The following is a 12,845-nucleotide window of genomic DNA, read 5'->3' on the forward strand; positions in this document are numbered from 1 at the left end:
CCATGAGGAGCATGTTCTCCTCGCCGGTGATCAGTCCGTCGACGGCGGAGAACTGTCCGGTGACGCCGATCGCGGCCCGTACCGCCTGCGGGGCGACGGCCAGGTCGTGGCCGGCTACGCGCAGGTCACCGGAGTCGGCGGTGAGGAGGGTGGAAAGGATCTTGACGACGGTGGTCTTGCCGGCCCCGTTCGGACCGAGCAGGGAGAAGATCGTCCCCGCCGGGACGGCCAGGTCGATGCCGTCGAGGACGGTCTTGTCGCCGTAGGACTTGCGCAGACCCTTCGCCGCGATGGCCGGGTCGGTGGTGGGGTGTGCCATGGGGTGCTCCTTCACAGGCTGCGGGCGGTGATGTCGCCGTAGGCGGTGGTCGCGTGGATGTTCAGGCCGGCGGCGGCGCCGTCGGTGTTGGCGAGCGCGTTGTGGACCCGGCCGTAGGAGGTGCCGGCGTCCAGGGAGGCGGAGACTCCGCGGGCGGCGCCGACGGCGATGTTCCCCTGCGAGGTGCGCAGGGTGACGGTGCCTCGGACGGCCTCCGTGACGTGGAGGTCACCCTTCTGGGTGCTGATCTCGGCGGGACCGCCGAGGCGGCCGACCGAGATGTCCCCGGCGAGGACGGTGAGCCGGGCGCTCGCGGTCTCGTCGAGCTTGACCGTTGCCTGCTGCCCCTCGAAGACGACGTCGCCGAGCCGTCCGACGCCGCGGAGTTCGGCCAGCGCCGCCTTCGCCTCGACGCCGGAGCCGGCGGGCAGTTGGACGGTCACCTCGACCGATCCGGAGGAGCCGAGGACGCGGTTGCCCGCGGCGGGGGCACCGATCCGCAGGACGCCCTCGGCGTGGGTGACCTCGATCCGCTCGGCCGCCTTGACGTCGGAGCCCTTGGAGGCGTCCGCGGGCAGGATCTCGACGGTGGTGTCGGACCGGTCGGCGGCGATGAACCGGATGAGCCCGGCGGGGATGTCGACGACGGCCGAGACCGGGGCGGGGGTGTCGAACTTCTGCATGGTTTTCTCCTTCGTCTGCTTCGCGGACCGCTGCGACCCGCTCTTTCCGACAAGAGAAACGCTACGTTGCATTCACCATTCCGGCAACGAAGTAATCCCCGAAAATCCCATCACCACAGGTGGATTGATGTATTTCATTGCAATGGACATGAACCGAATGCAACGAACCCCTCCGCAGTCGTTGCAATGAGATGGGTGCGAACGCAAGAGGGCGGCCTAGGCTGGGGCTCCACGCACCACGAAGGAGAACGCGATGCCGGGAGGCAGACTCACCCAGCAGGAGCGCCAGCAGATCGCGCTCGGACTGGCCGACGACCTCGCCTACGCGGAGATCGCCCGGCGCCTCGACCGCCCGACCTCGACCGTCACCCGGGAGGTGATGCGCAACGGCGGCCCCACCGGCTACCGCGCCGACCAGGCCCAGCGCGCCACCGGGCGCCGGGCGCAGCGCCCCCGGCAGACGGAAGTCCGGGAGACCGAGGCGCCGTTGGAGCACGGACGGGACGCGGAGGCGGTGCGCGCGTACGAGGAGACGTTCACGGACATCCTCGTCCAGTCGGGTCTGTCGCGGATGATGGCCCGGATTCTGGTCTGTCTCTACACCACCGACGCGGGCAGCGTCACCGCGTCCGAACTCGTACGGCGGCTCCAGGTCAGCCCGGCGACCGTCTCCAAGTCGATCGCGTACCTCGAAAGCCAGGGTCTCGTCCGCCGGGAGCGTGACGAGGGGCGCCGCGAGCGGTACGTCGCGGACGACGACGTCTGGTACCAGTCGGTGATGGCCAGCGCCCGTTCCACCGCCCAACTCGCCGAGGTGGCACGGCAGGGCGTGGGCGTCCTGGGTCCCGGCACACCGGCCGCCCACCGTATGGAGAACATCGCCCGCTTCACCGACTTCGTCTCGGAGAGCATCACTCGCGCCGCCGAACAGGCCCGCGACATCCTCGTCGCGAAGCCCGCGGAGCCCGCGGAGCCGGGGCCGGACGGAGACCGCGGAGCCGGTCAGCCTTCCGAAGCCGGTCAGCCCTCCGGAACCGGTCCGGAGGGCTGACGGCGCGCGGTGTACGGGCGCACGGTGGTACGGGCGGGCGCTGTGCGGGCGGTGTGCGGGCGGGCGGTGTACGGGCGGGCGGTGTGCGGGGCGGACCGCTCAGACGTCCAGCCCGGGCACGTCCCTGGGCAGCGGGCAGATCCGCCGGCCCTGGTGGTCGAAGACGTACAGGTGTGCCAGGTCGACCAGCAGGGGCACTTGGCCGCCGGTGCGCAGCCGCATGTCCGGGCTGGTTCGCACGACGAGGTCGCCGGGGCTGACGGCCGGGCGGTCGGGACCGCTCATGGCGTGCCCCTGTCCGTGATGGGGAGATTCACCGAGTGCCACGACCGGTCCGCTGATGTGGCCGGCCTTCTCCCGGAGGCGTTCCAGTACGCCGAGGCCGCCGCCCCGGGCCCAGGCCGTGCCCTCCCGGCGCCCGCCTCGCGAGGAGCCCCCGGGGTCGCCGTGGACCGCTCCCCCTGCCCGGCCGCCCGCCGTGCGGCGGCGGCGCGTGGGCGCTTGGGGGCGGGCGGATTCGAGATCGGGCACCACGGCCGGCTGCGAGCCGGTACTGAGGTGCACCAGCGCCTCGTGGCCCTGGTACTCCACATGCTGGACGATGCCGCCGAGCGCCACCTCGCCGGGGCGGGCCTGACTCGGCGGTGCGATCCGTACGGCCTCCGAGCGCAGCCCGACGATGATCTTGCGGCCCTGCTGGATGCGGAGCAACTGGTGGTCGGGGCTGAGAGGTTCGGGCAACGCGAGGCGCTGCCGCCCCAGATCGAGCGACATCCGCCCTTCGAGCGGGGCGTGCACGACGGCCTGGAGGAGGTTGATCCTGGGGGTGCCGATGAAGGCGGCGACGAAGACGTTCTCCGGCAGGGCGTACACCTGACGCGGTGCGCTGACCTGCTGGAGCACTCCGCCGCGCAGCACGGCGACCCGGTCACCGAGGGACATCGCCTCGGACTGGTCGTGCGTGACGTAGACGGTGGTGACCCCCAACTCCTTGGTGAGCTGGGCGATTTCCGCACGCAGATGATTGCGGAGCTTGGCGTCGAGGTTGGAGAGCGGCTCGTCCATCAGGAAGACCGAGGGGCGGCGGGAGATGGCCCGGCCCATGGCGACCCGCTGGCGCTCGCCGCCGGAGAGCTGGCCCGGGTAACGGTCGAGGACGCCCTCGATGCCCAGCATCCGCGCGGTGGCCTCGATCTGCTCGGTGTTGTCCTCGCGCGGGTTCTGGAGCTTGAGCGGGAAGCCGATGTTGCCCCGGTTCGTCATGCTCGGGTAGAGGGCGAAGTTCTGGAAGACCATCGCCATGCCCCGTTCGCGGGGCTGGAGATGGGAGGCCGGTTCTCCGTCGAGCAGGATCTCCCCCTCGGTTGCCTCCTCCAGCCCCGCGATCATCCGCAGGACCGTGGATTTGCCGCAGCCCGAGGGGCCGAGCAGCACCACGAACTCACCGGGTTCGATGTCGAGCGAGAAGCGGTCCACTGCACGCGGACCCCGTCCGTACGCCTTGCTGATGTCCTGCAGAGAGATCGCGCGAGTCATGAGGGTTCCGCCCATGGAAAAGTGATGCGGCTGCACTGTGGGGAGCGGCTGCGTGGATGGAAGTTAACCCACGGTGCGGGGTGTGTGAATGACTCGCGCGAAGGTTGCGACGACAGGGGCGCGTCCGGCCGGAAGTGCCACGGGAGATTCCGGTTGTCGCAACGTTTTCGCTTGGGGATCAAGGGAGTTGAAGCGAATCCCTTCCGGTGCGACCGCGCGCCTTCGCCGCCGCCCCGCCCTGAGGCCGACCGCGCCCCGGCCTCACCGCGCCGCCGTCACCAGGACCGGGAAGCCGTTGAGTACGGCGGTCCCGGAGAGCGGGTCGAGGAGGGTGCCGTCGAGCAGTTGGTTGACGTTGGCTCCCGGCCGGGCGGCGGCGACCGACAGCCGGGTGCCGGGGCGGCCGTGTCCCCAGCCGTGCGGGAGGCTCACCACTCCGGCGCGGACCGTGTCGGTGATCTCGGCGGGTGCCTCGACCGCGCCTCCGGCCGCTTCGATCCGGGCGGTCGTGCCGTCCGTGAGGCCGATCCGGTGCGCGTCCTCGGGGTGGATCTGGAGGGTGCAGGTATTGGTGCCGCCGCCCAGCGCGGGGATGTTGTGCATCCAGCTGTTGTTGGAGCGCAGATGGCGGCGGCCGACCAGGACCAGCGGGGCGGGGGTGTCGCCGAGGGCCGCCCGCAGCCGGCCGAGGTCGGCGGCGAGCGGCTCCGGGAGCAGTTCGATCCGCCCGCTGCGGGTCCGCAGCACCTCGGGCAGCCGGGGGCGCAGCGGGCCCAGGTCGATGCCGTGCGGGTGGGCGAGCAGGTCGTCCAGGGTGAGGTCGTACGGGCCCAGCCGCAGCATCAGGTCGAGCCTGCGCTCGGGGCCGGTGGTGCCGCCGAGGCGTGCGGCCGACTCCCCCGGCATTCCGGCCCGGTCGAGTGCGGCGGTGATGGCGAGTTCGTCGACCGTCCGTGGCGGTGCCCCGTGCCTACCGCCGACGGCGAGGATCAGCCGGGCGAGGATCTCGCTCTCGTCCAGGGCCCCTTCGTCCAGGGAGACGGCCGGGCGCGTGTAGCGGACCTGGTTGCGCACCGCGAGGGTGTTGAGCGCGAAGTCGAAGTGGGCGGAACGGGAGGGCGGCGGCGGAGGCAGGACGACGTCGGCGTGGCGGGAGGTCTCGTTGAGGTACGGGTCGACGCTGACCATGAAGTCGAGCCCGTCGGCGAGCGCCTGGTCGAGCCGGTCGCCGTCGGGGGCGGAGAGCACCGGGTTGGAGGCGAGCACCACGAGGGCGCGGACGCGGCCCTCGCCGGGGGTGTCGATCTCCTCCGCCAGTGCCGCCATGGGGAGTTCACCCTTGGCCTCGGGGTGTCCGGAGACCCGGCTGCGCCAGCGGCCGAGAGCGAAGCCCTTGCCGGGGCCGGGCGGGCGCGGGGCGCGCGCGGTGGCGGCGAGCGGGAAGAGGGCGCCGCCGGGGCGGTCGAGGTTGCCGGTGAGGATGTTGAGGACGTCCACCAGCCAGCTCGCGAGGGTGCCGTGGGCGACGGTGCAGCTGCCGATGCGGCCGTAGACGGCGGCGGTCGGCGCGGCGGCGAGTTCCCGCGCGACGGTGCGGATGGTGGCGGGGTCCAGGTCGCAGGGGCCGGCGACCGCCTCCGGGGTGAAGTCCGTCAGGGCGTCGGCGAGCCGGTCGAGTCCGTCCAGGTGGTCGGCGAGGGCGCCGGGGGCGGTGAGTTTCTCCGCGACGAGCACGTGGGCGAGAGCGGCGAGCAGCAGGGCGTCCGCGCCGGGCCGGATCGCGAGGTGGCGTCCGGCGAGCCTGGCCGTGCGGGTGCGGCGCGGGTCGACGACGGTGAGGGTGCCGCCCCGGGCGAGGAGCGCCTTGAGCCGGCCGGGGAAGTCGGGCGCGGTGCAGAGGCTCCCGTTGGATTCCAGCGGGTTGGCGCCGATGAGCAGCAGGTGGCCGGTGCGGTCGAGGTCGGGTACGGGGATGGCGTTGGCGTCGCCGAAGAGCAGTCCGCTGGAGACGTGTTTGGGCATCTGGTCGAGGGTGCTGGCGCTGAACACGTTGCGGGTGCGCAGCGCGGCGATCAGCAGGGGCGGATAGAGGCCGCCGGCCATGGTGTGGACGTTGGGGTTGCCGAGGACGAGCCCGGCGCTCTGCGGTCCGTGGGCGTCGGTGACCGCGGTGAAGCGTGCGGCGACGGTGTCGAACGCCTCGTCCCAGGTCGCCTCGCGCAGTACGCCCTCGCGGCGGACGAGCGGGGTGCGGAGGCGGTCGGGGTCGGCGTCGAGCGCGCCGAACGCGGCTCCCTTGGGGCAGACGAAGCCCCGGCTGAAGACGTCCTCACGGTCCCCGCGTGCTCCGGTGACGGTGGTTCCCTCGATGGTGAGGGTCAGTCCGCAGGTGGCCTCGCAGAGCGGGCAGATACGGGGTGCGGTGCGGGAGTTGGCGGACACGGGGCCTCCCCGGGGAGCGACTGGGACAGCGCGAGCATACCGACCGGTACGCATGTGGGGGAGCCCCCGGACGGTCCGGGCCGGGACGGACACCCCCCTGACGCCGTCATGCTCCTCAGTCGAGCACCCGCGCGAGGTAGGCGTGGAGCAGCACCCGGGTCTCCGCGACGATCGCGGGGTCGCCGGACGGGTCCTCGCGGAAGGCGAGTTGGAGCGTGGCGTCGGCCGCCTCCACGCCGACCAGGACGGCCCGCCGCAGGTCCGCGTCGGGACTGCCGCCGAGGTGCCTGGCGAGGAGTGCGGCGAGCCGGTCCGCGAGCCGGTGGTTCGCCTGGTGCTGCGGGTCGTCGGCGTGCGCGGCGGCCCCGAAGTCGACCTGGGCGAAGCCGGGGACCGTACGCCGCATCGCCAGGTACTCGTCGAGTACGGCGTCGATCGCGCCCCGCCAGTCGGCGGCGGGGACGTCGGCGAGCCGGACGGTCAGGTGTTCGGTGTAGGAGTTGAGGTTGCGCACCGCGAGCGCGTCGACCAGGGCGCGTTTGTTGGGAAAGAAGCGGTAGACGGAGCCGATGGGCACCTCGGCCCGGACGGCGACGGCCCGGGTGGAGAGTTCCTCGTAGCCCGCCTCGTCGAGGAGCGCCGCGCAGGCGTCGAGTATCCGGGTGAGCCGTTCGGCGCTGCGCCGCTGGACGGGGGCGCGGCGCAGGTTCGGTTTCGGGTGGGACACGGCCCCATCATGCCGCCCGCCGGCGCGGGACGGACGCGGGACCTTCCGGCGGGAGGCACGCCCGTCACTCCCCGGTGCGACTCCCGAGTGCGACTCCCGGGAGTCCGGCGATTGGCGTTGACGGACCCCTTCTCCATTCCTACGGTGTTCCATAGGATTCACCCTCCACGGTTCCCGCGTGTCCCCGAGGGCCGCGGGGGCCCGTCTCTCCACCGGGAGCAGCGGTATGGGCGGTACGAACGGCACGCGGCACACCGACGACGAACGCGGCCCGGGGGGCAGGGGAACGGAGGCCGGCCAGCCGGGGTACTCCACCGGTTTCGGCAACGAACACAGCTCCGAGGCTGTGCCGGGGGCGTTGCCGCACGGCCGCAACTCCCCCCAGCGCGCGCCGCTCGGGCTGTACGCGGAGCAGCTCAGCGGCTCCGCGTTCACCGAGCCCCGCGCGCACAACCGCCGCTCCTGGCTGTACCGGATCAGGCCCTCGGCCGCGCATCCGGCGTTCGTCCGCGCCGGCAACGGCACGCTGCGCTCCGCGCCCTTCACGGAGTCCGTGCCCGACCCCAACCGGCTGCGCTGGGACCCGCTGCCCGCCCCCTCCCCCGGCACCGACTTCGTGTCCGGGCTGTGGACGCTGGGCGGCAACGGCGACGCGGCCGGCCGCACGGGCATGGCGGTGCATCTCTACCATGCCAACTTCTCCATGACGGAGCGTGTGTTCAGCGACTCCGACGGTGAACTGCTGATCGTCCCGGAGCGGGGCGCGCTGCTGCTCCGCACCGAACTGGGCCTGCTGCGCGCCGCGCCCGGCGAGGTGGCGCTGATCCCGCGCGGGGTGCGCTTCCGGGTCGAGCTGCTCGACCAGTCCGCCCGGGGGTACGTCTGTGAGAACTACGGCAGCCCGTTCCGGCTGCCGGAGTTGGGTCCGATCGGCGCCAACGGCCTCGCCAACGCGCGGGACTTCCGCGCCCCGGTCGCCGCGTACGAGGACCGCGAGGGGCCCTTCGAGGTGATCAACAAGTTCTGCGGCAACCTCTGGACCTCGGTCTACGACCACTCCCCCCTGGACGTCGTCGCCTGGCACGGCAGCCACACCCCGTACGTCTACGACCTGCGCCGCTTCAACGTCATCGGCTCCATCAGCTACGACCACCCCGACCCGTCGGTGTTCACCGTGCTGACCTCGCCGACCGACACCCCGGGGTTGGCCGACGTCGACTTCGTGGTCTTCGCACCGCGCTGGCTGGTCGGCGAGGACACCTTCCGGCCGCCCTACTTCCACCGCAACGTGATGAGCGAGTACATGGGGCTGATCGAGGGTGCCTACGACGCGAAGGCCGGTGGTTTCGTCCCGGGCGGCGGTTCGCTGCACAACATGATGTCGGCGCACGGACCGGACCGGGAGACCTTCGACCGGGCGAGCACGGCGGAGCTCGTACCGCAACGGATCGACGACGGACTGGCGTTCATGTTCGAGACGCGCAGGCCGTTGACGCTCACGGGGCAGGCGGCCTCCGCCCCCCATCTGCAGCGCGGCTACGACGGAGTGTGGCAGGGTCTCGACAACAACTTCCGGCCATAGCGAAGCCACGTCCGGCGAAGCCGCGTCCGGGAAACCATGTCCGGCGAAGCCGTACGAGTCGAGGGGGCCGGATGCCGGCAGGGCGAACGAGCGGGAACCGGACCGGCCGGGTCGCTCCGGTGGCAGGGGTGCCGGCCGACGGGGAGCCGGCCGCGGGCGACCCCGGTGCCGGGGTGCCTGAGCAGGCCCGGGCGGCCTCCTTCGCGCCGGACTCGCTGGTGCTCACGGGGAAGCTCCCGCTCTGGTACCAGGTCTCCCAGTCGCTGCGCGCCTCGATACTCGGCCGCCCGCAGGACGCTCCGGCCCGGCTGCCGACCGAGGAACGGCTCGCCGGGCACTACGGGGTCGGCGTCCTGACCATGCGCCAGGCGCTGAAGGAGCTGGAGGCGGAGGGGCTGATCAGCCGGCAGCGGCGGCACGGCACCTTCATCGAGCCCCGGGCCCGGCGGGGCCGGCCGGTCCGGGTGCTCGGGTCCGTCGACGCGATCGTGGCCCAGCAGTCGGGCGAACTGACGACGGTCCTCGGCCACGGGCCCGGCGCCGTGCCCGGCGAACTGGCCCATCACTTCCCGGACTGTACGGAGGTGGTCAACTACCGGCGGCTGCGCCGCGACGCGGTGACGGGTGAGCCCGTCAACTGGGCCGAGAACACGGTGCGTCCGGAGGTCGCCGCCCGGCTCGACGCCGCGGATCTGGAGCGGTGGCCGATGACGAAGATCCTGCGGGACACTGCCGGGGTCTCCATCGCCCGGATCACCGACACCGTGGAGGCGCGGCTCGCCGACCCGGCCACCGCCGCGCTGCTGCGGGTGCCGCTGCTCAGCCCGATCCTGCACTTCACCGGTGTCACCTACGACAGCGGGGGCCGGGTGGTCGACGTGGCCCGCATCCACTACCGGGGCGACCGTTTCTCCTTCTCGGTGACGGTGGACGCCGACTGAGACCTCCCGTGCCGCGAGCGGGTCCGGTCGGGCCCGGTGCGGCGCCCTGCCGCCCCGTTACGATGCCGGGAGGGAGCGGGCGGACGTGGCGAGCGGGAGGACGACACGGTGGCAGCGGGCAGGGCGGCCGAGGATGCCCGCGACACGGCGGGTCCGGGTGGCGGGGACGGTTCCGGCCCGGGTTCCGGGGCTCCTCGCGGGGTGCCGCGCCAGGGAGCCGGCCACCTCACCCTGGACGAGCTGATGCCGTGGTCCGTACGGCCGTTGCGTACCGGCCGGTCCTGGGTCACCGGCCCCGACCCGGCTTCCCTGAGGGCGCGCTGGGAGCGGCTGGTACGGGCCGAGGGCGAGGAGCAGGAACGGCTGTTCCGGCCCACCCGGTCGCGCGGCCCGCAGACTCCGGCCGCGGCGCTGCCGGGGCGGACCGCCTCCACCGGACGGCTGGCCCGGGACCCGGGGACGTACCCGGAGCCGGTACGCGTCCAGCACGGGCCCTTCGACGAGCAGTGGCTGATTCCGGACCACCGGCTGATCGACGCGGCCAGGCCCGAGCTCTGGCGGGTGGCCGACGCCCACCAGCTCTTCGTCTTCGAACACGGCTTCCTTCCCGGGGACTCCGGCCCCGCCCTTTCGGTGACCGCGCTGCTCCCCGACGGGTACTCGCCCGCCGGACGCCCCGGCCGCGTCCGGCCGCTCTACCGGCGCCCCGGTGGCGCGGAACCCAATCTGGCCCCGGGGCTGTGCGCGGCACTCGGCGCGGCCGGCCCCGGCCCCGGTGGTCCGGGCGCAGTCGGTGAGCCGGTACCCCCAAAAGCGCTGCTCGCCTGGACCCTGGCCGCCGCGCGCCCCTCCCCCGGCGGATACCTGGTGCCGCTGCCGCGCGACGGGGCTCTCTGGTCGGCCGGGGTGGAGCTGGGCCGCGAGCTGCTCGGAATTCAGCTGCGCGGGGCGCGTGGTGGCGAGCGCCCCCGGCTGCCCGGCGGGCGGCGGCCGTACGTGCGCTCCGCGGTGCCGCCCCGGCCCGGCTCGATCGTGTACGACGCGGGGAGCGGGACTCTGCTGCTCGACGAGGGGCGGATCGCTCCGGTCCCCGCGGAGGCCTGGGAGTTCCGGGTGGGCGGCGCACGGATGCTGGAGACGTGGTTCGGCCGGCGGGCGGCCGCGTGGGCCGACGCCGAGCGAGGAGGGCTGGACGCGATCGGGCCGGCCGGCTGGCCCCGGGAGTGGACCTCGGAGCTGCTGGAACTGATCACCGTACTGGCGCTGCTCGACGGAGTACGTGACCGGCAGCGGGAGCTGGCCGAGCGGATCCGCGCGGCCCCGACCCTCGGCCGGGAGGAGCTGCGGGCGGCCGGGGCGCTGCCGGTTCCGGCGGCGGCACGGCGTCCGGCTTCGGTGCTCGGCCAGCGCGAGGAGGGTCCGGAGGGGCAGTTCACCCTGCTGTGAGTTCACCCTGGCCGGCGGTCCGTGGCAGGCCGCCCGGCGGGGAGGGAGCCGGGCTTCGTACGCCGGTGCTCCGCGCCACTCTCCGCACCGGAGCGGGTGCCGCCGTACGCCCGGGGAGGACGGGTGGGCAGGCGGCAGCCCCGCATCGGGACAGAGCGATCTCCCGGGCCGACCCGCGCGAGGGCCGACCCGGTGGCGACCGGGCCGATACCGGCCGGCCGATGGCGGCCGGGTCCGGCGGGTCCGGACCGGCCTCGGCGGGGCCGACCCGTCAGTGGCGGCTACCGAAGAGCGAGCGCCGCAGTCGCCGCAGCGGAGCGAAGAGCGACACACGGGCGCTCTTGCTGCCGCGGGTGTGCGCGGCGTCGCGCGAGGTCAGCTCGCGCATCAGCAGCGTCGCCTCGGCTGTCTCACGCTGCGGCAGCGCGGGGCCGCCGAGCACCGCGAGATGGCGGTCGAGCCGCGAACTGGTCGCACTGCTTCCACATGTGATGGCAGGCACGCGCGGCCTGCTGCGGACCGTTATCTGTTCCATGTCACTCCCCACCCGTACGAGGGCACCCGGTGCGGGCAGGTTAACCCTATCGCTCCGCGAGGACACACGCGTATCCCGGGCACAGGATTACGTACACGCATGCGGGGGTTGACGGTGCGTCACACAATTCACCTGATACGGACGGGACTTGGGTGATTCGCGCACCCCGGCGCACGCCCCCGCCGGGCCCCGGCCGCCTTCGCGCACTCCACCGGGACGAGCGACCGCCCCCGGGCATCGGTCGGTGAAATCCGGTGCGCCGGGCCGCACGGTGCCCGATCATGGGCGCATGTCTGCCAACCTCGAGTCCGCGCTGCCGATCCGGCTCACCGTCGACGACAGTGATTCTCCCTCCGACGTCATGGACTCGCTGTTCCTGGGCCGCTTCACGACGGGCGAGCAGCCGTATTCGCACAGTTCGTCCCTGGAGCGCGTCAAGCCCGGCAAGACGCTCCTGCCGTCGGGCGCGACGGTGCTGCGGACCGCCCGGGAGGACAGCCGGAGCGCGACCCTCGCGGAAGGCGAGGGCTGGACCCTGCTCGCCCGGCGGTGGAGCCGGGGCGCCGACGTCAACGTGACCGCGACCAGCGCCGAGCTGGCCGAACGGGTCCTCAAGGAGGCGACGGACGGCGCCCAGGACGAACCCGAGCCCCAGCCCGAGGACGTGAGCATGGGCTTCTGGTACGTCTCGCCGCAGCGCGGGCCGCACCGCACCACGCGCCGGATCTCCGCCGGCACCTGGGACGAGGTCCGCCCCAACTACTCGGCCCAGGTGGCCGGGGCGATGGACGGGTTGATGAAGCTCACCCCGGACGACATCTCCGGCCGGCTCCTGCTGCTGCACGGCCCGCCCGGGACCGGGAAGACCTCGGCGCTGCGGACGCTGGCCCGCGCCTGGCGCGACTGGTGCCAGGTGGACTGCGTCCTGGACCCGGAGCGCCTCTTCAACGACGTCGGCTATCTGATGGACATCGCGATCGGCGAGGACGACGGTTCGGAGAAGGGGCGTTGGCGGCTGCTGCTCCTGGAGGACTGCGACGAGCTCATCAGGGGCGAGGCCAAGCACACCGCGGGCCAGGCGCTCTCCCGGCTGCTCAACCTGACGGACGGCCTGCTCGGCCAGGGCCGGAACGTCCTGGTGGCGGTCACCACCAACGAGGACCTGGAACGGCTGCACCCGGCGGTCGTCCGGCCCGGCCGCTGCCTGGCGCGGATCGAGGTCGGCCCGCTGAGCAGGACCGAGGCGGTGTCCTGGCTGGGGACGGACGAGGGGGTCGGCCGTGAGGGGGCGACCCTCGCCGAGCTGTTCGCGCTGCGGCGGGGCAGTGGCCCGGCCTCGGTGCCGAAGCAGGAGGCGGGCGCCGAAGCGGGTCTCTACCTCTGAGCGGCGCGAGCCGCCCGCCCCCGTGCGCGGCCCCGGAGCCCCGTAAAGCCACCGCGAGCGGCCCCTGAGCCCCCGTGGGCCACCGCGCGCGGCGTACGAAGACCGCCCTCAGCCCTCGTACGCCGCCCGCACCGCGTCCTCGGCGAGGGCGAGGGCGGCGGCGCGGGAGAGTCCGAGGCGCCTGGCCTCGTCCGCGTAG

11 protein-coding genes and 1 pseudogene are annotated in these 12,845 nt (G+C 73.3%); 5 read left to right on the forward strand and 7 right to left on the reverse strand.

The window, feature by feature from the left end; translation table 11 throughout:
* The coding region (locus tag ACWD3D_RS23365) for an ATP-binding cassette domain-containing protein (RefSeq protein ID WP_451462765.1) at positions 1-319 on the reverse strand (319 nt) is incomplete at its 3' end.
* Positions 320-330: 11 nt separating this feature from the next.
* Positions 331-1,002, reverse strand: coding sequence for a DUF4097 family beta strand repeat-containing protein (locus tag ACWD3D_RS23370; RefSeq protein WP_451462766.1), 672 nt, complete (start codon positions 1,000-1,002; stop codon positions 331-333).
* 253 nt (positions 1,003-1,255) lie between these two features.
* On the opposite strand from ACWD3D_RS23370, the gene ACWD3D_RS23375 reads away from it, so the two are divergent.
* Positions 1,256-2,053 (forward strand): helix-turn-helix domain-containing protein, encoded by a 798-nt coding sequence (locus tag ACWD3D_RS23375; protein WP_451462767.1) that lies wholly within the window; start codon positions 1,256-1,258, stop codon positions 2,051-2,053.
* Positions 2,054-2,152: 99 nt separating this feature from the next.
* Here ACWD3D_RS23375 and ACWD3D_RS23380 read toward each other — a convergent pair whose 3' ends face one another.
* The 3 genes from ACWD3D_RS23380 to ACWD3D_RS23390 form a co-directional block, all read right to left on the reverse strand.
* Positions 2,153-3,589 carry an ABC transporter ATP-binding protein gene (locus ACWD3D_RS23380; protein ID WP_451462768.1) on the reverse strand — a complete coding sequence of 479 codons (1,437 nt, stop codon included), beginning with the start codon at positions 3,587-3,589 and terminating at the stop codon, positions 2,153-2,155.
* 261 nt (positions 3,590-3,850) lie between these two features.
* Positions 3,851-6,031 carry a molybdopterin-dependent oxidoreductase gene (locus ACWD3D_RS23385; protein ID WP_451462769.1) on the reverse strand — a complete coding sequence of 727 codons (2,181 nt, stop codon included), beginning with the start codon at positions 6,029-6,031 and terminating at the stop codon, positions 3,851-3,853.
* A gap of 115 nt (positions 6,032-6,146) precedes the next feature.
* Positions 6,147-6,758, reverse strand: coding sequence for a TetR family transcriptional regulator (locus ACWD3D_RS23390; RefSeq protein WP_451462770.1), 612 nt, complete (start codon positions 6,756-6,758; stop codon positions 6,147-6,149).
* A 226-nt stretch (positions 6,759-6,984) separates the two neighbouring features.
* On the opposite strand from ACWD3D_RS23390, the gene hmgA reads away from it, so the two are divergent.
* From hmgA to ACWD3D_RS23405, 3 genes are all read left to right on the forward strand, one after another.
* Complete coding sequence (gene hmgA / locus ACWD3D_RS23395; protein ID WP_451462774.1) at positions 6,985-8,340, forward strand: homogentisate 1,2-dioxygenase; 1,356 nt, start codon at positions 6,985-6,987, stop codon at positions 8,338-8,340.
* 71 nt (positions 8,341-8,411) lie between these two features.
* The gene (locus tag ACWD3D_RS23400) at positions 8,412-9,281 is read left to right on the forward strand and encodes a GntR family transcriptional regulator (protein WP_451462771.1); all 870 of its coding nucleotides are present in this window, start codon (positions 8,412-8,414) and stop codon (positions 9,279-9,281) included.
* Positions 9,282-9,389: 108 nt separating this feature from the next.
* Positions 9,390-10,727 carry a type ISP restriction/modification enzyme gene (locus tag ACWD3D_RS23405; RefSeq protein ID WP_451462772.1) on the forward strand — a complete coding sequence of 446 codons (1,338 nt, stop codon included), beginning with the start codon at positions 9,390-9,392 and terminating at the stop codon, positions 10,725-10,727.
* A gap of 271 nt (positions 10,728-10,998) precedes the next feature.
* On the opposite strand, the gene ACWD3D_RS23410 is transcribed toward ACWD3D_RS23405, so the two are convergent.
* Positions 10,999-11,262 (reverse strand): hypothetical protein, encoded by a 264-nt coding sequence (locus ACWD3D_RS23410; protein ID WP_275494980.1) that lies wholly within the window; start codon positions 11,260-11,262, stop codon positions 10,999-11,001.
* A 289-nt stretch (positions 11,263-11,551) separates the two neighbouring features.
* On the opposite strand from ACWD3D_RS23410, the gene ACWD3D_RS23415 reads away from it, so the two are divergent.
* A complete protein-coding gene (locus tag ACWD3D_RS23415) occupies positions 11,552-12,646 on the forward strand; it encodes a DUF5925 domain-containing protein (protein WP_451462773.1) in 1,095 nt (364 codons plus the stop codon).
* A gap of 108 nt (positions 12,647-12,754) precedes the next feature.
* Here ACWD3D_RS23415 and ACWD3D_RS23420 read toward each other — a convergent pair.
* A pseudogene (locus ACWD3D_RS23420) lies at positions 12,755-12,845 on the reverse strand (GntR family transcriptional regulator); the annotation flags it as partial.

This window comes from Streptomyces sp. NPDC002690, assembly GCF_053592415.1.

Bases quoted from the DNA above. Each gene is read 5' to 3' on its own strand.
- ACWD3D_RS23370 (WP_451462766.1), bottom strand. From the start codon at position 1,002: ATGCAGAAGTTCGACACCCCCGCCCCGGTCTCGGCCGTCGTCGACATC.
- ACWD3D_RS23410 (WP_275494980.1), bottom strand. From the start codon at position 11,262: ATGGAACAGATAACGGTCCGCAGCAGGCCGCGCGTGCCTGCCATCACA.
- ACWD3D_RS23380 (WP_451462768.1), bottom strand. From the start codon at position 3,589: ATGACTCGCGCGATCTCTCTGCAGGACATCAGCAAGGCGTACGGACGG.
- ACWD3D_RS23400 (WP_451462771.1), top strand. From the start codon at position 8,412: ATGCCGGCAGGGCGAACGAGCGGGAACCGGACCGGCCGGGTCGCTCCG.
- hmgA (WP_451462774.1), top strand. From the start codon at position 6,985: ATGGGCGGTACGAACGGCACGCGGCACACCGACGACGAACGCGGCCCG.
- ACWD3D_RS23375 (WP_451462767.1), top strand. From the start codon at position 1,256: ATGCCGGGAGGCAGACTCACCCAGCAGGAGCGCCAGCAGATCGCGCTC.
- ACWD3D_RS23415 (WP_451462773.1), top strand. From the start codon at position 11,552: ATGTCTGCCAACCTCGAGTCCGCGCTGCCGATCCGGCTCACCGTCGAC.